The 22,282-nt window shown below is 51.2% G+C and carries 25 protein-coding genes; 21 read left to right on the forward strand and 4 right to left on the reverse strand.

Annotated features, from left to right (window positions below):
- Positions 1-4: 4 nt before the first annotated feature.
- From BLS94_RS09070 to arfB, 18 genes are all read left to right on the forward strand, one after another.
- A complete protein-coding gene (locus tag BLS94_RS09070; protein ID WP_090959984.1) occupies positions 5-1,015 on the forward strand; it encodes a GDP-mannose 4,6-dehydratase in 1,011 nt (336 codons plus the stop codon).
- 10 nt (positions 1,016-1,025) lie between these two features.
- Complete coding sequence (locus tag BLS94_RS09075) at positions 1,026-2,051, forward strand: GHMP family kinase ATP-binding protein (RefSeq protein WP_090959987.1); 1,026 nt, start codon at positions 1,026-1,028, stop codon at positions 2,049-2,051.
- On the forward strand, positions 2,051-2,635 hold the full coding sequence (locus tag BLS94_RS09080; protein ID WP_090959990.1) for a D-sedoheptulose 7-phosphate isomerase: 585 nt from the start codon (positions 2,051-2,053) through the stop codon (positions 2,633-2,635). Before BLS94_RS09075 ends, BLS94_RS09080 begins: the two co-directional genes overlap by 1 nt.
- On the forward strand, positions 2,635-3,327 hold the full coding sequence (locus tag BLS94_RS09085) for a nucleotidyltransferase family protein (protein WP_090959993.1): 693 nt from the start codon (positions 2,635-2,637) through the stop codon (positions 3,325-3,327). The genes BLS94_RS09080 and BLS94_RS09085 overlap by 1 nt, the downstream gene beginning before the upstream one ends.
- Positions 3,324-3,875: a D-glycero-alpha-D-manno-heptose-1,7-bisphosphate 7-phosphatase gene (locus BLS94_RS09090; RefSeq protein ID WP_218124776.1), complete on the forward strand. Its 552-nt coding sequence runs from the start codon at positions 3,324-3,326 to the stop codon at positions 3,873-3,875. The genes BLS94_RS09085 and BLS94_RS09090 overlap by 4 nt, the downstream gene beginning before the upstream one ends.
- Positions 3,876-3,983: 108 nt before the next feature.
- Complete coding sequence (locus tag BLS94_RS09095) at positions 3,984-5,396, forward strand: glycosyltransferase (protein ID WP_090959995.1); 1,413 nt, start codon at positions 3,984-3,986, stop codon at positions 5,394-5,396.
- 23 nt (positions 5,397-5,419) lie between these two features.
- On the forward strand, positions 5,420-6,157 hold the full coding sequence (locus BLS94_RS09100) for a hypothetical protein (RefSeq protein ID WP_090959998.1): 738 nt from the start codon (positions 5,420-5,422) through the stop codon (positions 6,155-6,157).
- Positions 6,158-6,190: 33 nt separating this feature from the next.
- Entirely contained in the window at positions 6,191-7,198 is a 1,008-nt protein-coding gene (locus BLS94_RS09105) for a glycosyltransferase family 2 protein (RefSeq protein ID WP_090960001.1), read from the forward strand.
- A 45-nt stretch (positions 7,199-7,243) separates the two neighbouring features.
- Positions 7,244-8,353, forward strand: coding sequence for a non-hydrolyzing UDP-N-acetylglucosamine 2-epimerase (wecB, locus tag BLS94_RS09110; RefSeq protein WP_090960004.1), 1,110 nt, complete (start codon positions 7,244-7,246; stop codon positions 8,351-8,353).
- Positions 8,354-8,517: 164 nt separating this feature from the next.
- Complete coding sequence (locus BLS94_RS09115) at positions 8,518-9,450, forward strand: glycosyltransferase family protein (RefSeq protein WP_218124777.1); 933 nt, start codon at positions 8,518-8,520, stop codon at positions 9,448-9,450.
- A gap of 148 nt (positions 9,451-9,598) precedes the next feature.
- Positions 9,599-9,811, forward strand: a complete 213-nt coding sequence (locus tag BLS94_RS15455) for a UTRA domain-containing protein (protein ID WP_371130261.1) — start codon at positions 9,599-9,601, stop codon at positions 9,809-9,811.
- Positions 9,812-9,827: 16 nt separating this feature from the next.
- Positions 9,828-10,688, forward strand: a complete 861-nt coding sequence (locus BLS94_RS09125) for a sulfite exporter TauE/SafE family protein (protein ID WP_090960012.1) — start codon at positions 9,828-9,830, stop codon at positions 10,686-10,688.
- 5 nt (positions 10,689-10,693) lie between these two features.
- Positions 10,694-11,002 (forward strand): DUF1634 domain-containing protein, encoded by a 309-nt coding sequence (locus BLS94_RS09130; RefSeq protein WP_218124778.1) that lies wholly within the window; start codon positions 10,694-10,696, stop codon positions 11,000-11,002.
- A 156-nt stretch (positions 11,003-11,158) separates the two neighbouring features.
- Positions 11,159-11,401: an AbrB/MazE/SpoVT family DNA-binding domain-containing protein gene (locus tag BLS94_RS09135; RefSeq protein ID WP_090960018.1), complete on the forward strand. Its 243-nt coding sequence runs from the start codon at positions 11,159-11,161 to the stop codon at positions 11,399-11,401.
- Positions 11,401-11,739 carry an endoribonuclease MazF gene (mazF, locus tag BLS94_RS09140; protein ID WP_090960021.1) on the forward strand — a complete coding sequence of 113 codons (339 nt, stop codon included), beginning with the start codon at positions 11,401-11,403 and terminating at the stop codon, positions 11,737-11,739. The genes BLS94_RS09135 and mazF overlap by 1 nt, the downstream gene beginning before the upstream one ends.
- A gap of 81 nt (positions 11,740-11,820) precedes the next feature.
- Positions 11,821-12,747, forward strand: coding sequence for a glycosyltransferase family 2 protein (locus tag BLS94_RS09145; RefSeq protein WP_090960024.1), 927 nt, complete (start codon positions 11,821-11,823; stop codon positions 12,745-12,747).
- A gap of 19 nt (positions 12,748-12,766) precedes the next feature.
- Entirely contained in the window at positions 12,767-13,705 is a 939-nt protein-coding gene (locus BLS94_RS09150; protein ID WP_256325361.1) for an SDR family oxidoreductase, read from the forward strand.
- A 115-nt stretch (positions 13,706-13,820) separates the two neighbouring features.
- Positions 13,821-14,255, forward strand: a complete 435-nt coding sequence (arfB, locus tag BLS94_RS09155) for an alternative ribosome rescue aminoacyl-tRNA hydrolase ArfB (protein WP_218124780.1) — start codon at positions 13,821-13,823, stop codon at positions 14,253-14,255.
- Positions 14,256-14,340: 85 nt separating this feature from the next.
- Here the strand turns inward: arfB and BLS94_RS09160 are convergent, their stop codons facing one another.
- From BLS94_RS09160 to BLS94_RS09170, 3 genes are all read right to left on the reverse strand, one after another.
- The gene (locus BLS94_RS09160) at positions 14,341-15,876 is read right to left on the reverse strand and encodes a sensor histidine kinase (protein WP_090960031.1); all 1,536 of its coding nucleotides are present in this window, start codon (positions 15,874-15,876) and stop codon (positions 14,341-14,343) included.
- 38 nt (positions 15,877-15,914) lie between these two features.
- Positions 15,915-16,379 (reverse strand): response regulator transcription factor, encoded by a 465-nt coding sequence (locus BLS94_RS09165; RefSeq protein ID WP_072768239.1) that lies wholly within the window; start codon positions 16,377-16,379, stop codon positions 15,915-15,917.
- Positions 16,380-16,595: 216 nt separating this feature from the next.
- A complete protein-coding gene (locus BLS94_RS09170) occupies positions 16,596-17,282 on the reverse strand; it encodes an alpha/beta hydrolase (protein ID WP_371130260.1) in 687 nt (228 codons plus the stop codon).
- Between the two features lie 129 nt (positions 17,283-17,411).
- Here BLS94_RS09170 and BLS94_RS09175 point away from each other — a divergent pair, with 129 nt between their 5' ends.
- On the forward strand, positions 17,412-18,509 hold the full coding sequence (locus tag BLS94_RS09175) for a transglutaminase-like domain-containing protein (RefSeq protein ID WP_072768241.1): 1,098 nt from the start codon (positions 17,412-17,414) through the stop codon (positions 18,507-18,509).
- Between the two features lie 134 nt (positions 18,510-18,643).
- Here BLS94_RS09175 and yjgA read toward each other — a convergent pair whose 3' ends face one another.
- On the reverse strand, positions 18,644-19,189 hold the full coding sequence (yjgA, locus tag BLS94_RS09180) for a ribosome biogenesis factor YjgA (RefSeq protein ID WP_256325362.1): 546 nt from the start codon (positions 19,187-19,189) through the stop codon (positions 18,644-18,646).
- 139 nt (positions 19,190-19,328) lie between these two features.
- Between yjgA and pmbA the strand changes: the two genes are divergently transcribed.
- The gene (gene pmbA / locus BLS94_RS09185; protein WP_090960059.1) at positions 19,329-20,687 is read left to right on the forward strand and encodes a metalloprotease PmbA; all 1,359 of its coding nucleotides are present in this window, start codon (positions 19,329-19,331) and stop codon (positions 20,685-20,687) included.
- 142 nt (positions 20,688-20,829) lie between these two features.
- Positions 20,830-21,870 carry a phosphoglycerate mutase gene (locus tag BLS94_RS09190; RefSeq protein WP_090960037.1) on the forward strand — a complete coding sequence of 347 codons (1,041 nt, stop codon included), beginning with the start codon at positions 20,830-20,832 and terminating at the stop codon, positions 21,868-21,870.
- Positions 21,871-22,282: the final 412 nt, after the last annotated feature.

Here is a 22,282-nt window from a genome sequence, read left to right on the forward strand (position 1 = left end):
CAAGATGAGTAAACGGGCTTTTATTACTGGAATTACAGGCATGGTGGGGTCCCACCTTGCCGATTTTCTTTTAGAACATACAGATTGGGAGGTATACGGTCTATGCCGTTGGCGTAGTCCCCTGGATAACCTTTCTCACCTATTGCCGCGGATCAACGCAAATGAGCGGCTACATTTACTTTACGGGGATCTCCGTGATTATCTGTCAATTCACGAAGCGGTGAGAAAAGCACAACCAGATTTTGTATTCCATCTCGCCGCACAGAGTTATCCTAAAACAAGTTTTGATTCGCCTTTGGATACGTTGGAAACAAATGTGCAGGGTACGGCCCATGTACTAGAGGCGTTGAGAAAAAACGATATTCAAGCTGTTACGCACGTTTGCGCTTCCTCCGAAGTATTCGGACGGGTTCCTAAAGAAAAACTGCCGATTGATGAAGAATGCACCTTTCATCCGGCATCACCTTATGCAATTTCCAAGGTTGGTACCGATCTGATTGGCCGCTACTACGCGGAGGCCTACAACATGACTGTGATGACTACCCGCATGTTCACCCATACTGGCCCACGCAGGGGTGATGTGTTTGCTGAATCTACTTTCGCTAAACAAATTGCGATGATCGAGGCAGGACAAATTCCGCCCGTCGTTAAAACCGGCAATCTGAACTCGCTACGTACATTTGCCGATGTGCGTGATGCCGTACGGGCCTATCACATGCTAGTCACAATTAATCCGATATCCGGGGCCTATTACAATATTGGTGGTACTTATACCTGCACGATTGCCGATATGTTGAAAACACTGCTTTCGATGTCTACAGTCAACGACATCCGTGTCGAAACAGACCCCGAACGTTTGCGTCCTATAGATGCCGACTTACAAGTGCCCAATACCAACAAATTCAAGGCTGTAACGGGTTGGGAGCCTGAGATTCCGTTCGAACAGACTATGCATGATCTTTTGCAGTATTGGCGCGACCGTATCCAGGCCGGGCATGGTTTTCTGACACGGTAAGTATATCGGTATGCTTGTTCGCGCCCGCGCTCCCCTACGCCTCGGTCTCGCCGGTGGCGGCACTGATGTAGCTCCCTATTGTGATGTCCATGGCGGCTACGTTTTGAATGCCACCATAGACCGCTATGCCTATGCCGTAATCAAAACGTTAGACGAGCCCAATATTCGGTTTGTGGCAACTGATCAGCAAATGGAAATAGTTAAAACCAAAAGCGATTCCTTGGAGCTTAATGGCAAACTCGACCTGCATAAGGCTGTTTATCGCGAAATGATTCAGCGGTACAACGGCGGCCAGCCGATTCCGCTGGAATTGAGCACATTTTGTGACGCTCCTGCTGGCTCTGGACTGGGTTCCTCATCCACCTTGGTGGTGGTGATGATTCGAGCATTTATCGAACTGCTTAACTTGCCTCTGGATGATTATGCCATTGCTCACCTGGCTTTCAAGATAGAACGAGTAGATTGCGGTTTACAAGGCGGTAAGCAGGATCAATATTCTGCCACCTTCGGCGGCTTCAATTTCATGGAGTTTTACGCAGATGAGCGGGCAGTAATCAACCCCTTGCGTATAAAAAACTGGATAATCTGCGAGCTGGAAGCCTCCTTGCTGTTGTTTTACACGGGCGTATCTCGCGAGTCGGCGAGAATCATTGCGGATCAAAGCAACAACGTAAAGACTGGGGCAGTGGATGCTATCGCGGCCATGCATGGAATCAAGCGTGAAGCTTTGGAAATGAAGGAGTGTCTACTCCGAGGAGATTTTGATGGAATTGTGGCATCCATGCGCCAGGGCTGGGATAACAAGAAGCGCTCCGCCCAAACCGTTTCCAATCCTCACATTGATGAAATCTATAACACCGCTATTAATGCAGGTGCGCTGGCTGGCAAGGTGTCTGGTGCGGGTGGAGGTGGTTTCATGATGTTCTTTGTAGCACCGGACAAGCGCATGGATGTGGTCAGAGCCTTGAGTCGCCTTGACGGCCAAGTAAACAATTGTCATTTTACCAAACATGGTACCCAGGCATGGAGGGTTTAATGAGAAACTATATTGTTGCGCAAATTACAGAAGCACAACGTGTCATGTCGAGCATATTAGCTGACGAGACTTTGCTTTTGACTGTGAAAACTGCTGCTGAGGCCTGCATTGGTTGCATAAAGCAAGGGGGTAAGATTTTACTGGCAGGAAACGGGGGTAGCGCTGCTGATGCGCAACATATTGCGGGTGAACTTGTCAGCCGCTTTGCTTTCGATCGCCCAGGCTTGCCGGCCATTGCGCTGACGACAGATACTTCTGTCCTTACTGCCATAGGCAATGACTATGGTTACGAAAAGCTCTTCGCACGTCAAATACAAGCACATGGTAATAAAGGTGATGTATTTATTGGTTATTCCACTTCTGGCAAATCACCAAATATTATACTTGCTCTTGAAGAGGCGCGATCTCGCGGCTTGGTGTGCGTCGGGCTAGTGGGCAATCGTGGCGGAATCGTACGGGAACTGTGCGATTACGTATTGGAAGTTCCTTCGAGCGATACGCCTAAAATTCAGGAAGGGCATCTCGTGCTGGGGCACATTTTATGTGGCTTAGTGGAAAATGCCATTTTCAAGACAAATAACTAGTGGAAGCAATCGTATTAGCAGGGGGTTTGGGCAGCCGCTTGCAGCAGGTGGTGCCTGACTTACCTAAGCCCATGGCATCCGTAGCGCAACGTCCTTTTCTGGAAATCTTGCTCATGTCTCTGAGCCGCAAGGGTTTCCGTCGGGTCGTACTATCGCTTGGCTATATGGCTGAGAAAATCGTCACATATTTTGGCGATCGGTTTGCGGGCATGGAACTGGTGTATGAGATTGAAGACAGACCCCTGGGTACGGGGGGGGCGGTTCGTCAGGCATTGGTACGGTGCCTAACTAATCATGTGTTTGTGTTCAACGGAGATACATTTCTTGATCTTGAGGTAGCGGATGTGGAAGATCATTGGCAAAAGCATCACGTACCCATCATTGTGGCGCGTAGCGTACCTAACACTGCACGATATGGACACCTGGAAGTGGCTAATGGGCGGGTCTTGGGTCTGGTAGAGAAAGGTGTAGCGGGGTCAGGACTTATAAATGCGGGTTGCTATGTGCTTCCCATCAACATTCTTGACAGTTTCGCGCTGGGGCGGCCATTTTCCTTGGAGGCCGATTTTCTGGTTAAGGTAGTATGCGAACAACAGTTTGATTTGTTCGTGTCCCATGGATACTTTATCGATATCGGCATACCAGAAGACTATGAGCGGGCTCAGATCGAGTTAGCGAGAATTAGCCATTGAGTCGCCCCGCGCTGTTTCTCGATCGGGATGGCGTTATCAACATTGATTTTGCATACGTCTATAAACCAGAACAGTTTGAATTTATTGAAGGCGTTTTTGAACTTTGTCAGTGGGCCAGCCAATGTGGTTATCTAATCTTCGTAATAACTAACCAAGCGGGCATTGGACGCGGTTATTACACCGAACAAGACTTTCTGAAGTTGACCGACTGGATGTGTGGAATCTTTAAAACTCAGGGTTCCATTATCACCAAAGTCTATTTTTGCCCGTCTCATCCTGAATATGGTATCGGGGAATATAAGGTAGATTCATTTTTTCGCAAGCCTGGGCCTGGAATGATCTTGCAAGCTGCGGAAGAGTTTTGCGTTGATCTCGCAAGATCAGTGTTAGTAGGCGATAAAGAGAAAGATATTCAAGCAGGTATTGCTGCTGGAGTGGGTTGCAATCTTCTGTACCATCCCGATGTAAATGCGCGAATTGAAACATCAGCCACCATTGCCATAAGTGACCTTTCCGCTGCGCAAAATTATCTCGCTAAAATTGATTAATGAACATGCGATTTCAAATAGTAATGTAACCCCTCTTGGAGCCTGCATCCAGGAAGAGTAACTAGCCGTATCGTTATATTACCTTGTTACGGATAGCTTGTGAAACCAATGGCTACTGGTAAATATGTAAACTTCGGAAGACTGGTGGCATTCACGCGATCCATTTGGTTCAACAAACTGTTGCGTCAAGTATATAAGAGTCTGCCATTGCCATGGCATGTCAAACAACGGCTCAAGGAAATTTATCTGCGCCGACCTGGCGCTTGGAAAATCCGCCATAAAGACACCTTCCAGCTTGCCGCGAATCGAGAAGCGCTACCTCAGGTAGCGGCAAGTGCCAAGCAATTTGATCCCGCTGATCCCTGGGTACTAGTGGTCGATTCATTGCCAACTGATTCCGACCAGGACTCGGGCTCCGTGCGCATGTTGACCATTCTTCGCGTGTTAAGAGAGATGGGGCTCCGTATCACTTTCATCTCCGATTCCGAAAATTACTTGCCCCATTATCAAGAAGACTTGGAGAAAGACGATATCGACGTTCTGTATGGGTTCGACGCAGCTCGCTCTCATCTGGCGGCAACGGGTGGCAAGTATCATTTTGTGCTGCTATCCCGGCCCGAGTTCGCTTTTCGATACCTGTCCTATATACGTGCGTATGCGCTTTATTCTCAAGTCATATATGATACTGCTGACCTTCATTGGGTAAGATTTGAGCGTGAAATGCGGGTTTCGGGCGACAACACCTTGCTCGATGTCATCATACAATTTCGGCGCATCGAACTCTACAATACTGCCTGCGCGGACTTGGTTCTTGCCATCACCGATGAGGAAAAGAATCGCCTGCTCATAGAGCAACCCGATGCTAAGGTAACCGTCCTGCCGAACATACACGAGATTATTCCCCCAAAAACGCCTTTCGCACAACGTCGGGGGTTACTCTTTATTGGCGGCTTTTGGCACAAACCTAACGAAGATGCCGTTACATTCTTCGTCCAAAATATTCTCCCGCAAATCACGGAAAAGATCCCGGACCTCGTCTTTTATATAATCGGAAGCAATATACCTCCCTCGATCGAATCGCTACGCTCGACTAATGTTGAGCCGCTCGGAGCTGTGCCGGATATCACCCCCTACTTTGAATCTTGCCGCATATTTGTAGCGCCACTACGTTTTGGCACAGGCATGAAAGGCAAAGTGGGTCATAGCCTATCACACGGTCTGCCGACAGTAGCCACACGGATTGGAGCGGAGGGAATGGACCTTCGCCATGAAAAGCATCTTTTAATCGCCGATGATCCCGAGGATTTCGCCGATATGGTGATTCGACTTTATAATGATGAAGCGCTGTGGCGCAGGCTTTCTGCCGAATCGCTTATGCATTTAACGACCAATTACTCGCTTGCGGCAGCCCGAGAGCGGATGATCCGCATCTTTGCTAAAAGACAGGATGAAGCTAGCCGAGGTGGATGCCAGGAAGACAATACCGCGATTCCAGCTTGCTCAGCAAACGTATCGCTCTGACCCATAGTAGCCATAGGCGTTGTATGAGCAATGAATTACAGAAACAGACGGCGCCTCGAGTATTGGTAGTCGGAATATATCTTGTGGATAAAGAGAATCTTGCCTCTCGGATTACTCAGGAACTTGCTCTAAGCTGCGACTGGAATGTAGAGCAACGATGGGTTTCGCTAGGCAAGAGTCAGCCAGATTCGAATATGGCACCATTCACCGTGCAAGTTATCGATACGTTTTCACCGAAGTTTTTACTGTTGAATCAGCTACTCGAAAAAATTGATTTATACGACTTTGAGTATGTCATCGTGAGCGATGATGACATCCAGTTGCCGGGTGGTTTTTTGGATCGCTACCTCGCCATGGTCTCCCGCTATGACCTCGCCTTGGCGCAACCGGCACGCACGCATGATAGCTATATTGATCATTGCTTCGTGGAACAGCTTGATGGTATTGATGCCCGTCGGACCCATTTTGTTGAGATTGGCCCCCTATTCTCCTTGCATCGCAAGGCATTTGATTGTTTTTTGCCATTTGACGAGGTCAGTCCGATGGGTTGGGGTAATGATTTTGTATGGCCGGTCCTGGCGGAAAAACACGGCCTTAGAATGGGCATAGTCGATGCTGTACCGGTCGCACATAACTTTCGTAAACCTGTAGCGTATTACGACCATGGGGCTAGCGCGAAGCACATGAATAAGTACCTTGCCGAACGACCGCATCTGTCAAAAAAAGACGCCTTTTTTATATTGGAATCTTATGTCGGATAAGCTACTGTTCGCTTGGCATGGCTTGATCAATCAATGCTGAGCGTAGTAATTTGCACGTACAACCGGGCCGCGTTACTGGATAAGGTGCTAGGTAGCCTCTGCAAACAGACGCTGCCTGCGCATGATTTCGAGGTTGTAATAATAAATGATGGGTCTGTCGACAATACTGAGGTGGTGGCGACGTCTCATGCTGCAAAGCTCCCTCTTCGCTATGTTTATCAACGCAACGCCGGGTTAGCCAGCGCAAAAAATCATGGTCTGTTTGCCTGCCGGGGTGATGTGGTGCTTTTTCTGGACGATGATGACATTGCGACGGAAGCCTTGTTGGAAGAACACGTCAAAACACACGCTGAATTTCCTGCTGAGCACTTCGCGGTACTCGGATATACCGCGCTTAGCCCGGACATCAGCGAGGACCCCCTCATGCATTTCGTTACGGAGGTCGGCTGCTTCTTATTCTCTTATCCATCGCTAAAGCATGGTGATGCTCTGGATTACACTTATTTCTGGGGCGGGCGTTCTTCTTGTAAACGCTCCCTGTTACTGGACTTCGGCGTATTCAACCCGGTTTTCCGATTCGGCGCTGAGGATATTGAATTGGGTTACCGGCTTTCCAGGCTAGGATTGCAGGTTATTTACAATAAAAACGCCGTATCCTACACAATAAGGAAAATTGATTTCGATGCTTTCTGTCATCGTCTTGAGCGCCAAGGGGCTTCAAGTTATGTCTGTAGTCGACTCCATCCTGCACCTGAAATTCAACAGTGGGCTGGAACGGCTGACTCGGAGCAAAGCTGGACGATGATCGGTGGCCACTTTGAAGCCATCATTAGATCAGCCCGCCATCTTGACTCAATGGCCAATCTAAAGCTGGCCACCGGCTTGGGTTTGGATGAAGAAACACGCGGCCTGCTCTACCGTGCGTACTGGGCAGCATTCAAGGCATGCAAAGTAAAAGGAATCGTGGAAAAGAAAGAAAGTCTTAACAAGATGGAGGCATTTATTGGGCAAGAGAAGACGGCTGGCTCAGTTCAGGGCTGATTGTCGTCAAATCGCGGCAATCTTGTAATTCCAAGAAGATAAAAAATGACCTACAAAATTCTTTGCGCTGTAGGTACACGCCCCGAAGCCATCAAAATGGCCCCTGTTATTCTGGCGCTAAAAATAAATTCGGATATCGAATGTAGGGTTCTCGCAACCGCCCAGCACCGAAGCCTCCTTGATCAGGTCTTGCGCATTTTTGATATCAAACCCGACATCGACCTTGATATCATGCGCCCTAATCAGGCATTGACCACTCTCACTGCACGCCTGTTGCTCAATCTCGACGATGTGCTTCTAGCCGAGAAGCCTGATGCTGTGCTTGCCCAAGGCGATACAACCACGGTGATGACCGCTGCTCTTGCCTGTTTTTATCACAAGATACCGTTTGGACACGTTGAAGCGGGCTTGCGTACCGGTAACATGGCGGATCCATTTCCTGAGGAGATGAATCGAGTGGTGACGGGAAGATTGACGAAGTGGCATTTTGCACCTACGGAAAGTGCCAGGCAGAACCTGTTAAAAGAAAGTATCGCGGACGAAGATATATTCGTAACCGGCAACACAGTGATCGATGCACTGCTAAGTGTTGCTGAACGTGACGCTTCCCTTCCCTTCGTGCTTGATCCCGCTCGCCGCCTGATCCTCGTGACGGCACATCGCCGTGAAAACTTTGGCGAACCTTTCAGGGAAATTTGCCGCGCTATTCTGGCACTGGTGGAGCGCAATGAGGATGTGCAGGTGTTGTTCCCGGTGCACCCCAACCCAAATGTATATAATATAGTTTCTGAGGTTTTAGGTAATCATCCAAGGATTAATCTTTGCGAACCACTAGACTATATCTCGTTCGTCGCAGCTATGAAACATGCCTATCTGATTCTGAGCGATTCCGGGGGGATACAGGAAGAAGCCCCTGCTTTGGGTAAGCCTGTATTGGTCCTGCGCCGCGAGACGGAACGGCCTGAAGCTGTCCAGGAGGGCGTAGTGCGGCTGGTGGGTTCGGATTTCGAAGAAATCACGGGCATAACGCAACATTTGCTGGACGACGAGATGGCTTATAAAAAAATGGCTCGTGGCGTCTCGCCTTATGGGGATGGCAAGGCAGCCGGCCGTATCGCAGCGGTGTTGCGTGACCATTTCGCGACATGCGGCTGATTTATCTTTCCCCCGTCCCGTGGAGTAGTTTTTCCCAACGACCGCATGAGCTCGTCCGATATTTTCATTCGCTCACTGGAAGCGAGGTTTTGTGGATCGATCCATACCCAGGCCGATTCCCGACCTTGTCCGATGTGCTGGTTCGGCGCCCAAAATGCGGCGATATGGCGCGTGGCATTCCGACCTGGCTGACCGTCGTAAAACCAAAAGCATTACCGATAGAGCCGTTGCCGTTTTCAGAAGTGGTTAATTGCCTGCTCTGGGGAGATGTTGAATTGGCGGTTGACCGATTCGCGGACAGCTCGACCGTACTCGGTATCGGCAAACCCACGGCGCTGGCATTGCGATTGCTCTCAAAGGGAGGCTTCATCTCGTCTTTTTATGATGCGATGGACGATTATTCGGCTTTCTATAAAGGTTGGTCACGGCATGCAATGGCAAAGCGGGAGCGCAAGATGGCAGGCCTGGTATCCAGGGTACTGACATCATCCTCCGCATTGCGGGATCGACTGGGGCATCTGGCACGGGATGTCCGCCTCGTTCTGAATGCTTGTGCGGCGGAAAGAATGCCTGAAATACCAGAAGCGCGACCGTTGAATGAGGTGCAGCCATTGGTAATTGGCTACCTCGGCACTATTGGGCACTGGTTCGACTGGGAGCTTGTTGTCGCCCTGGCGAACTCGCACCCCGACACAACGTTGCGGCTCATCGGCCCCATGTATGTGAAACCGCCAATACCGCTGCCCAATAACGTTCGTCCGGAACCGGCGCTTCCCCATCCAGAGGCGCTGCGGGCAATATGTCAGTTCGACGTTGGCTTGATCCCGTTCAAGAAAGACACGCTCACTGCTTCGGTTGATCCAATCAAATACTACGAATACCGGGCCCTGGGGCTACCCGTGTTGAGCTCAGCTTTTGGAGAAATGACCTCCAGAGGTGAAGGTCAAGGCGTGTATCTTATTGACCGCGATTCAAATATGACTGATATCGTCAACCAGGCGCTGGCCCATCGCACGAGCCTGGATAATACCGCGCAGTTCAGAAAGGAAAATTCATGGGAGAGTCGGTTTAATCAAGCAGGTGTCTTTGCCTTTTGACACGGCTGAGCTATTCTGGCTTCTCTCCGAGTTCGTTAGGCCGAGTGGCGATAATAGATAAGATATGGCCGCCGAGTGAGTAAGCGTTGCAGAAGGTTGAGGCATTCGGGCGCTATATCTGTCAGTTTCAAAAGTCAGGTGTAACAATATCAGTCGAGCCCAATACCAACTCAATGCTGTCGCGGCAGAACGAACACGTCACGTAGGCCTTGGGCCCGAGGCCGGAAGCCCGATTTTTTTCATCGAACGTACCTCCTACAGCGAGGGGCAACGGCCGGTTGATTACGAAAAGCTTTACTACCGTGGCGAACTGATCAGGTTTGCTACTCGACTGTCCCGGCGTCCGCGCACGCGGACGTAACCCGGAAGTCGCTCCAATGGAAACATCAACTATTCTTTGGCTATTCGTGGCCGCCTTCGGCGCGAGCGCGCTTGGCGGCGTGCTCGGCATGGCAAGCGGTATCTTCATCGTGCCGATTCTCACGCTGCTATTTGGCGTGGACATTCAGGTGGCAATCGGTGCGAGCATCATATCGGTTATCGCCTGTTCTTGCGGTAGCGCAGCGCCATTCTTGAAAGGGCGACTAACCAATATCCGCCTCGCTATCGTTCTGGAGACGGGCACCACGCTCGGAGCGCTGACTGGGGTGTTCCTGATCGGCATCGTCTCGACTTCCTTTCTCTATGGCCTGTTTGCCTTCATTTTGGCCGTCTCTGCAAAGCAGATGCTTACGCGACGCCATGAAGTGATCGATGCAAGCGCACCCGATGCCAGAAGCTGGGCCACCGTGCTGCGCCTGCATTCGAGCTTTCCCGATCATGTGCTAGGTCGGGACGTGCCTTATCAGGTAAGCCGCGTGCCGCTCGGCCTATCCCTGATGTACGGCGCAGGCCTGATTTCGGCACTGCTCGGCATCGGTTCCGGCGTACTCAAAATCCCCGCGATGGACACCGCCCTGCGACTACCCATCAAGGTTTCGTCCGCCACGTCCAATTTCATGATCGGCGTGACGGCTGCCGCGAGCGCCGGCGCTTATTTCGTACGGGGAGACATCGACATCGATATTGCTGGCCCGGTCGCACTGGGATCAGTGGTTGGGGCGCTCCTCGGAGCGCGCCTCCTGATGGGGCTTGCCGCCGACAAGCTGCGCCTCTTCTTTGTCATTGTCCTTGCGCTGCTCGCTGTCCAAATGTTCCTGGGCGCTTTGGGGGTGCATACTCCCCGCAGTCTGGCATGAAGCCTATGACTGACGATTACGAGCGCCATGAACAGTTCATTGCCGCGTTGCTCTGGTACGGCACGTGGCTCGCCTCGGCCGTGATTGCTGCCGGGATGGCCTTGAGTGCTCTACAGCAACTCGAGGGTTTGCCTGGCTTCGGCCTCAGCGGCTACGACCTGGTAAAAGCCGGTGTGGCGCTGTTCATTCTTTTGCCGGTTGCGCGCGTGACGCTGATGCTGGCCATCTTCCTGCGGGAGCGTGACTACGCCTATATGGTGATTTCTGCACTCGTCCTGGCGATCATCGGTGCCGGAATTCTGATCGGTCTTTGAAGTATCCAGGCAAAGAAATATCGCGACCAAGCAAGATCCGCTTCGTGTCGTTTCCGGATGAGGCCGCACCCGTAGAGCGAGGCATGTATCTACAATGTTGACACATTCCGGTTTTATCGCTATCGTGTCAGCATTGGCTCAACATAGGAGACTACCATGCGCGTAATCGTTAAAAAGTGGGGCAATAGCGCATCGGTTCGCATCCCCGCCGGTATCATGGAAGCTGTCCGCTTAAACTTGGAAGATCCGGTTGATATTCGTGAAGAAGATGGTCGCATCGTCATCGAACCGATTCACAAAAATAAATATGACCTTACTCAGATGCTTGCCGAAATAACACCGGAAAATCTGCATGCCGAGGTTGATTTCGGTACACCGGTCGGCAAAGAGCTTTTGTAATGATTCATCGCTATGTACCTGAGGCTGGCGATATTGTTTGGTTGCACTTCACCCCCCAAGCCGGGCATGAGCAAGCTGGGCACCGTCCGGCACTAGTGGTTAGCCCTTCGTCCTACAATGGTAAAACCGGCCTTATGTTGTGCTGCCCGATGACCACTCGGGTTAAAGGCTATCCTTTCGAGGTTTTTATTTCAGACGATCGTCCCTGTGCTGTGCTGGCCGATCAAATCAAAAGTCTCGATTGGGTTGCGCGTAAGGCAAGCCACAAAGGAAAAGTCTCACCCGGCGAATTAGCTCAGGTCCTGGCAAAAATTGCTGCCCTCATCGATAAACAATAATTCTCATCACAGCAGGAAATTGACGCGTGCAATAAGCGCCGCTTCCTCGCAAACAAGATTGGCAGGGTAGGTGGAAAATAGATGGTTGCTGAGGTAAATACGCCTACGGATCACCTCCCGGTCTCGGTCATTGTCGTAAATTACAATGCGGGGCAAATCCTGGCAGAGTGCATACATTCGGCATTGCCTCAGGTAAGCGAAGTGCTGGTGGTGGATAATGCCTCTTCAGATTTCAGCCTTGAACTTTGCATGCAACGTTTTCGTGAAGAACCCAAACTCAGGATCATTCGCAACGCTTCGAACCTCGGATTCGCTGCGGCCTGTAACATAGGCGCTGCACAGGCTATCGGGCCTTATTTGTTATTCCTGAATCCTGATTGCGTTTTGAGCGACGATTCATTGCCGCGCATGGTTCAGGTATTGGAAGCGAACCCTTCCGCAGGAATGATCGGCGGACTATTAATCAACCAGGATGGCACTGAGCAGGCTGGCGGGCGCCGTGCGATTCCTACGCCCTGGCGTTCGTTTGTTCGTGCCTTTGGCTTGTACCACTTTGAACGCTACTGGCCCCGGCTGTTTTTTGATTTTCATCTGCACAAGCAAGCATTGCCGACTGGACCGCTTGAAGTGGAGGCTGTTTCGGGCGCCCTCATGCTTGTTCACCAGAAGGCAATCGAAGATGTTGGCCCATGGGATGAAAGTTATTTTCTCCACTGTGAAGATCTGGATTGGTGCATGCGCTTCCAGAAAAAAGGCTGGCAGATTCTTTTCGTACCGGACGCCCCGGTTGTGCACTATAAGGGGACCTGCAGCCGCTCCCGCCCTATATTTGTGGAGTGGCACAAGCACAAGGGGATGATGCGGTTTTATCGCAAGTTTTTCCGGCATGAGTACCTAGGTGTCGTGATGTGGCTGGTGGCGCTCGGCGTATGGCTGCGCTTTGGGACAATAGCGACAATTTATAGCGTTCGACGCGCTGGACGGCTACTGGGTCTGGGACGAGAATAGTGTTACGCCGGATTTCCGGATGGGAGCGCATCAAAAGTTTAATGGTCTTAGCCCGATGCTTATCAAGACAATGCCTGGCCTTGCTTCTCCACATAAAATTATTGTCACGGGCGCAACCAGCATAATTGGGTACTTCCTGCTATCCAGGCTAGTGGCTGCCGGCCATGAAGTTCACGCAATCAGCCGCGATGGCGGAAAATACGTGGGAACAACGAGTAATCAGCTGATTTGGCACGAGGCAGATATAAGTCGTGCAGGGCAATTTCCGCTGATTCACGCGGAGGCACTCATTCACCTCGCCCCTCTCTGGTTATTGCCCCCGCTACTGCCGGTTTTAGCCTTGCAGCGAATTAAACGGGTGATTGGCTTTGGTTCAACCAGCCTGTTCAGCAAGGCGGACTCTGCTGATGCGGGGGAGCGCCAAATCGCATGTCGCCTGGCTGAAGCGGAAGAGGCTATCAGGCGTCTTTGCGACGCCTCAGAAACAAACTGGACGGTGTTGCGTCCAACGCTGGTCTATGATTGCGCTCGGGATAAAAATATAACGCGTATCGCGGGTTTTATTCGGCGTTATGGTTTTTTTCCCCTGCTGGGAAAGGCGGCGGGGCTACGCCAGCCCGTTCATGCTGATGATCTTGCGGAGAGTTGCCTTATGGCGCTTGAGCTGCCCGCCACGTTTAACAAGGCATATAACGTGAGTGGTGGCGAGACGTTAAGTTACCGCCAGATGGTCGAGAAGATATTCACCTCGCTTGGAAAACCTGCCCGTTTTTTAACCGTGCCTCCATGGATGTTCCGTGGCGCGATAAATGTCATGGCGGTGATATCGGATAAGCAGGGCACAACGCTGGAAATGGCAACACGGATGAATGTCGATTTGTGTTTTGACCACACAGAGGCAACACTGGATTTTGGTTTTACGCCAAGGCCGTTTACGCCTCATTGGAACGATGGGTGAAAATGAGCGATGCATGCTTCCCATATAGGCACGCTCGCCCATCCTGTCAAACAGCGGCGATGTCGAGCATGGCTAATAGAAATCGAAGCGTGGACACCGCTACCCAGGAATAATGATGGAAAATCCCAGCAAAATAACCGTCGCCATACACGCGATCGAGAACGAGATCGAGATAAAGGCAATTCGGGCACAGGGTTCGGGCGGGCAAAATGTGAACAAGGTCTCCAGCGCGATCCACTTGCGCTTCCACATTGGCGCTTCATCGCTGCCCGAAATTTACAAAGAGCGTTTATTGAAACTGAACGACCAGCGAATCACACGAGAGGGCGTGGTCGTTATCAAAGCGCAGCAATATCGCAGCCAGGAAAAAAACCGCGAAGAAGCGCTGCGACGTTTATACGAACTCATCGGGCGCGTAACCGAATTACATCCGAATCGCAAACCTACCCAACCGACGCGCAGTTCGCAGAAAAAACGGCTTGACAGTAAAACCCAGCGAGGCCAGATCAAGATCATGAGGAAAAAATTCTTGAGTGAGCAGGTGTCGTAACGAGGAGAAGGACTTCGATCCGCTTTCGTGTAAGTCATGCGCCAGGTTCAACCGCTGGCTTTACCACGTGGTGCCGGGATTATTTCTAATGAATAGGTGCTAGATGAGATTCATTTTTGTCGGGCTCAGGCAATTCAACGGGTGGATTCGCCGGACGTGCAATAAGGCTCTCAGTTTGCTGCAAGCTCTTTTCCGTGGCGGGGGCGCTTTTCGCGTTGTGAAAGACTACAGAAAAGGTGGTTCCGACATTCTGCTCGCTGGAAACCCTGATGTTTAGTTTATTGTTCTCAGCCACGGTTTTTACTATTGATAAACCTATTCCGCTTGATGTTCGGTTGTGCAACGCCGCCCTCGGGGTATAAAAATACTCGTCGAAGATATGCGGAAGGTCTTTATCGCCGATGCCAATCCCATAGTCGATAATAGTTACTGTCGCGGATAGGCTGTGCTTATCGAAAGAAGACCCGATCTCCACCGAACGTCCATCATATGAATAGACAATTGCATTTGAAATAATATTCTCGAAGAGTATTTCAAGCTGATTGGGGACACATTCCACCACAAAATCTTCGATCGACGGGTTGATAGCGATATGATGCGAATTGGCAATAGGTTGTAATTTGTCTATACATTTCTGGAGGACACCAGCAATATTCGCCCACGTCAAATTAGCGGGATCGCGGGCTGCAGCTTTTAACCGTTCAAGCTTGAGCACATCCAGAATCAGACCTGCCATGCCGGCGGCTCGATCATCGACCTTCATAATGACATTCATTATTTCCGGCGAGGCCTCTCCACAATAATTTCCTTTGATCAGACTGATCTTGCTGCGAATCGCATCAAGCGGCGCTTTAAGCTGATGTGTCATCAGGACGGCATACCGGTCTTTCTCCGCTTGCGCCCGGCTGATCTGCTCGTAGGCATCCATAAGGTGTCGCTCGTGGACGCGCACGACGATCGAAAGCCGTGAAACGACATACCAGACAATGACAAAGAGCACATCCAGCGTAAACATCCATAAAAACGTATTGATTTTAAGCGAGCTGATGCCAGATGCACCCGGGTCTATCAATACCGACTGAGGCGCCAGAAAAAGAAGCGGATTTTCAAACAACAAAACAATGGAATACATCGCGCAAACCAGAACCGTGACAATCAGACTCTCCACCGTCGAGAAAAAGATGCACGATAAGGCGATATGCAGCACATAAAAGAAGGGAGCTGGAGTCGCAATACTGCCAACGTAATGCACGACGACCGACAGGCAAAGGAGGTCGACGATGATTTGAGCCCAGATGTTTATGGAGGGGGAGTTATATTTTGTCCGCTTGCGAAAATCCAGGGCATAGATGCAGATGATATTTGCGATAAATAACAGGGCTGTTATGACAACAGGCCATCCCTGCTGGTGAGTGATGCCGATTTCGGTAAGCGTATCTGAAGCAACGAGCGCAAATATTTGAAAAATGAGGAGAACAGCGATGACCCCCCATCGAAAAATGATAAACCACCGCGCGTTGCCAATCAGTACTTCGTCGCTCAGCTTCGAGCCCGTTAACCCGGCACGCGGGAAAGCGAAGGCGGTTTTGGATGCAGCCCAGGAAAATTCGGCAATCGCCATGTTAAATTCTGCAGGAAGAATCTGCTAGAAATTCGAAATTACGCAGGCGCATCCAGCCGATGGCGAACAATCGATAAAAAGCTGATCGGGTCGACGGGTTTTTCCACGATTAAAATCCATTCGTCGGATATGCCGGTGAAATAAGGACGGATTTCCTCGCCGAGAGAGGTCATGAATATCATGTGTAGTTGGGGAAAATGCTTTCGGAGCTCCACATAAGCTTCCAGCCCCGAATCCATCGATTCAACCATTACATCAAGGATCGCCAGATCAGGAGGATTTGCAGGATTCTTTAATAGCGATACTATAAAATCGCGCATCGTCTCGTAGCTATCGACTGTATATCCATTTGCATCAAGAATACGTTTGACAGTATCGCGAATATCCGGATCGTCATCGACATGCGCGATTCGCTGGGTAGCACCGCTTTCTTTTGCTAATACCGAACCAGGCAGTTGGCCGCGCAGCTTATCGTTTTCCAGACGTTCAGTGGGTGCATGCATTTGGGTTTCCTCCGGTTTCTGTTTAAATTGCAGATGCGTTTACGGGTACCGTTCCCGCAAACAGCATAATATAGTCTAAGTGAAGAGGGTGTCACGCAAGTGTAAAAGTTTTGTGAAGGCTGCGATCTGCGCCATCGGAAAGATGAGATGTAAATATTATGCTGCATCGCGCCCGTTTTATTCTGGAACTCCAGTGATCAGTGCCACGGAGCGGATTCAGATTAAAACTCGCTTCAGCCATTTCCCCATATCGGCTATCTCTTCTTTGCAAACGGAGTGCGCCATCCGATACTCATGCCATTCCACTGCATAGCCTAGTTCGGTCAGTTGCCGTTTTGACGCGACCGCCATTGTCATCGGTATGACATTATCGCTTTCGCCATGCGCCATGAAAACCGACGCTGGGAAATTAGCCCGGTGCGCTTCCGCTGGGAGGGTTTGCGGCAGAGGGAGATGGCATGATAAAGCCATAACACCGGCGAGTTTTTCCGGATAGCGCAAGCCGGTGTGCAGCGCTAGCGCTCCGCCTTGAGAAAAACCGGCCAGAACAATATTCTCCGACTTTATTCCCCGCTGGTTTTCGTGCGCGAGCAGCGCCTCGATTGCCCGTTGCGATTCGTACAAGCTTTCCATATTTTCGTGAAGGCCTGCATTGGTATCGATCAGGTCGTAGTCGTACCACGCGCGCATCACCATGCCTCGGTTAATGCTCACCGGGCGCTTCGGTGCGTGTGGAAACACGAAACGAACGTGCATCGCCGAAGGCAGCGCGAGCTCATCCACGATCGGGACAAAATCATTGCCATCCGCACCGAGACCGTGCATCCATATAATAGTATGAGTTGGGCGGGTCCCAGTTTCCAGTTCAATAGCGGGAAGCAGATCGGTAGGGATTGCGGTCACCAGGCGAGAAAAAAATTTGACAAAATTTGACTAATTGACTTGTTGACTTAACGCGAGGGTAGGACTAGATTCGCACTTTCGATTTTCAAGACAAAATTTCAAGACGAAACCCCTATAGCAGGAGAAAATATGAAACGCAGGGATTTTATCAAATTAGCGGGAGTAAGCGCCGCATTATTTCCTGTTGCCCCATCCGTGTTTGCTCAACAGGTTATCCCGTCACGGCGGCATACTTATCGCCTGACCTATAAGTTCGATCTTCCCGCCGACGGAAAAAAAGCCCGGTTATGGGTACCATTACCCGACACCGACGATACACCACACCAGTTTTCTCAGGGCAGCGTCTGGAGCGGTAATCCGACGGTTGCCAAGTTCGATACCGTTCCCGGAACATCTTCACCCATGTTTTACGCGGAGTGGCGGGGCGCCGGTCCACGCACCGTCTCGGTGAGCAGCGTCGTGAAGACCGTTGACCGCTCTGTCGACCTGAAGCAGTATTCCGAGCGAGGCACGGCCCCCATCCCAGCGGATGTGAAACGTTTTCTGCTACCGACAAAGAACATACCGCTAGACGGTATTGTACGCAAAACCGCGCTGTCGATCATTAAAGACGCCAATGCCCAGACGCCGCTACAAAAAGCGCACGCCGTCTATAACTGGGTGGTAGACAATTCCTATCGCGACCCGGCAACGCGCGGCTGTGGCCGGGGTGATATCAAGCTCATGCTGGAAAGCGGCAATATGGGCGGAAAATGCGCCGACCTTAATGCTTTATTTGTAGGACTGGCTCGCGCAGCGGGCGTCCCCGCGCGAGATCATTATGGAATTCGCATAGATGAGTCAGCGACGCACAAAGCCCTGGGGCAATCCGACGATATCACCACCGCCCAGCATGTCCGGGCGGAATTTTATCTCGCCGGCCTGGGTTGGGTGCCAGTGGACCCCGCTGATGTGCGCGAACTGGCGCTTGAGGAAGCATTGCTGATCACCAATCCCCGAGTGGTTGAATTGCGCGATAAATTATTCGGTGCGTGGGAGATGAACTGGGTGTCATTTAATCACGGCAAGGATATCACGCTGGCAAAAGACAGTGTTTTTAAAGATCTGCCGTTTTTCATGTATCCCCAGGCCGAGATTGCCGGCCACGAACAGGATAGCCTTGATCCGGCCGGGTTTTCCTACAAAATTGTCTCATCGGAACTCGTGGGGACGGGCGTCAAGTTTTAGTGGAAAACTCTGAACACGCCCTGGTTTTGCAAGCAGGGCGCAGTTCGGCTGATACCTAGCGACGCATCCGCTCTCTATTCAAATTTGTTTCCAATCCGCGTGCTTTCCATAGCGTGCGGAAAGGTGCTATCCAGTTACGCGTCCCGTTCGTCATTCCTTGCTGGCTCTCTCGAACCTTCAGGAATAATTTTTTGCAGTTCTTGAAATAACATACGAAAACTTTTGGGTGGCTTGTTCGCAAGCCTTTCCTTTTCCGCGTTGCGCGTCAGCAAACGCAATTGCTGCAGGTCTGCGGAAGGATATTTTTGCCCAAGTTCGCCCAGCGCCAGCTCATCCGTCAGCAGCCGCTCGCGCCAGCGCTCCAGCAGATGCAGCCATGCCGTATGTTGCGAGCTCAGGCCGTTCCAGGCGTCAAGTTTTTCCTGTATTGGCGCTGCATCTACGTCACGCATCAGCTTGCCGATAAATTGCATCTGCCGGCGAAGCGCTCCATGCTTGCTTATCCGCTTGGCTTCGAGCACGGCGTCGGCCAGCGTTTCCGGCAGGTCAAGTTCGGCCAGTCGCTTGAGATCGAGCTGTATTAGTTGTTCGCCCATGTCCTGGAGCGCATGCATTTCCTGCTTGCGCCGGGTCTTGCTGGCCGGAAGCGGTCCGGAATCGTTTAAGGGGGTTTTCTGCACTGTGCTTCCCAATTCAAGAAACTGCTATCATAGCGCCATTTCCACATAATCTCAGGCCAGTCTGCTGCTGGGCTCCAAGACGGGCTTGCGCGTGCTATTTGCCAGCTAATCAATATAAGGTTCCTCCCTTAAAATGGCCATGAACGATAATGCCCGCCCTTCCCCGCGTTTTTCCTATCCTTTCCCTGTACTTCAAAAAATTGCGCAGGACGTACTGGATTATGCCAAAAAAAATGGCGCCAGCGCCTGTGAAACCGATATATCGGATGGTTTCGGCCAGAGTGTTACCGTCCGGCGCGGAGAGGTCGAAACCATAGAGTACAATCGTGACAAAGGGCTCTCGGTAACAGTTTATATCGGCCAGAAACGCGGCCATGCAAGCACCTCGGATTTCGCGCCACAGGCAATAAAAGACACGGTCGCGGCGGCCTTGTCGATTGCCGGACACACGGCCGCTGACGATTGTGCAGGGCTGGCCGATAGTGACTTGCTGGCGCGAGAATTCCCCGACCTTGATTTGTATTTTCCGTGGGATTTGCCGGTGGAGCAGGCCATACAGCTCGCGCAAACCTGTGAAGCGGCCGCGTTCGCGGTGGATAAGCGCATCACCAATTCTGAAGGGGCGAGCGTTTCGCTGAGCGAGTCCCAGTTTGTGTATGCCAACAGCCTGGGATTCATGGGCGGCTACCCCGGTTCTCGTCACAGTATCAGTTGCGCGGTGATTGCAAGCCAGGATGATACGATGCAGCGCGATTATTGGTATAGCGTTGCGCGCGACGCCGCTGATCTGGAGCATGCAGATGCCGTTGGCAGAAAAACGGGGATGCGCAGCGTTGCACGCCTGGGTGCCAGGAAAATTGCGACCTGTGAAGTGCCTGTTCTATTCGAAGCGCCGATAGCAGCCAGCCTGATGGGCCATTTTGTCAGCGCCGTGAGTGGTGGCAGCCTCTACCGGAAGTCGTCATTTCTACTGGATAGTATCGGCAAACAAGTATTTGCCCCTGATATTCAGATCCGGGAAGCCCCTCACTTGAAAAAAGGGTTGGCCAGCGGACCGTTCGATGATGAGGGTGTCGCCACGCGTGAACGCAAAGTGGTGGAGAACGGCGTGGTGCAGGGGTATTTTCTCGGCAGTTATTCCGCTCGCAAGCTCGGGCTGAGCACGACCGGAAACGCCGGGGGTAACCATAACCTTATTCTGGATAATGGCGCCGGACTCGAATTCTCCGCCCTGCTCAAGAAAATGAATAAAGGAGTGCTGGTAACTGAATTACTCGGTCAAGGCGTAAACCCAGTCACAGGAGATTACTCCCGCGGGGCGGCAGGCTACTGGGTGGAGGATGGAGAAATCCGCCATGCCGTTGAGGAAATTACGATCGCAGGCAACCTGAAAGATATGTTGCTTGGCATTTCCGCAGTCGGCAATGACGTTATTGCACGTGGTTCCAAGCAATGCGGCTCCCTGTTGATAGACCGCATGATGGTCGCGGGCGGTTAAACATTCAGTAAGCACTCAGCGCTCAGTCTTTCAGCATCCGCTTTTCTGTTTACTCCCTGGCGAATGCGCTTCGATTCGCCTTCGCCCCTTTTGCTCGACTTGTCTAGCCCGGCAATGGTTTCGGCTCACGCGCGAACTCACGATGAATCTACATTTGCTTGTTCCTGCCCTCTTTTGGCCCGATACCGGGTTTCCGGACATTTACCGTGATCTATCGCTGCCCGCACTGGAGAACCTGATTGCAAAATGTTCGAGCGATGAGGATGAGTCGGAAGGACTAGAGGCTTGGCTCTGCCGGGCGCTCGGCGTTGCAAAACAGCAGGACTGGCCAGTTGCACCTCTTACCCTGCTGATCGATGGAGCGGAGGATATAAAAGCAGGAAACGATTACTGGATTCGCGCCGACCCGGTGCATTTGCATATCGAGCGTGATCAGATCGTGCTGGCTGATAGCCGTGTTTTCCAGATTTCGTCCCAAGAGGCCGAGGAGCTTACCGGCATGCTTAACCGGCATTTTGCGGCGAGCAGCCAGGCACTGGTATTCTTGCCGCTACGACCCGATCGCTGGTATATGCGCGTAACAAAAACGCCCGCGGCAAAAACACATTTGCTTGGCGAGGTTGCAAACAGAGGCATCAATGAATTGCTGCCGTTCGGCGCAAACCAAACGTTCTGGCGCGGCCTCTTCAATGAAATCCAAATGCTGCTGCATTCGCATCCGCTTAATCAGTTACGGGAGGTGCATGGCGAACCAGTCATTAACAGTACCTGGTTCTGGGGCGGCGGGATCATGCCGGAATCACCGAGTTCTCCATATACGCGTATATGGAGCAATAATGTCCTTGCCCGCTCCCTGGCACTAGCGTCTCATACAGATCATATACAGCTTCCCCCAAGCGCGGCGATGTGGCAACAATCCGCCACGTCCGGGCATCATCTCGTCGTGCTTGATGCCCTCTACGGAAAAGCCCAGTACGCGGATGCATATGGCTGGCGTGAAAGTTTGAAAGAGCTCGAACGGAACTGGTTCACGCCTTTGTGGACAATGTCCAGGCAAGGGCTGTTCAGCCGAATAACCCTCACCGCACTCGATGGAGGCAGAAGCAAGAATTTTACCGCGAGACGCATCGACCTGAGGAAATTCTGGCGCAGGCCAAAACCAATCTCGATCTATGCCAGCTAGGGTATCGGAAGAAAAGCCATGTTTTTTTTGTCTTTTTCAGCACATTAAAAGTGGCTAATATCATTCATAATGAGGCTCCACCCGGCAATGTGATGGGGCAAGAAAAACCGAATCTCCATTACGCTGCAAATCAATAAAACTCGGGATGATTTCGCGTAGCAAATAATGTTTAATATAAGTAACTTGTGGGTAAAATATCCCACGACTCGTGACCGGTGGTAAGAATTTTGCAATAAAAGGGGAATATCATGAGGAGAAAATCATGACTAATTTAAATCTATTCGAGTCGTTGTTGAATTGCAACACTGTGGAAGAGCTGCGAATTGCGCCGAATTAAATGTAACCGAAAGGTATTCTGAGAAATAACGTTGCGCCATATTGAAGGTTACCGAAAAGGAGACCTTGATATGGT

Source organism: Nitrosospira sp. Nsp18 (genome assembly GCF_900103145.1).
Taxonomy (GTDB): domain Bacteria; phylum Pseudomonadota; class Gammaproteobacteria; order Burkholderiales; family Nitrosomonadaceae; genus Nitrosospira.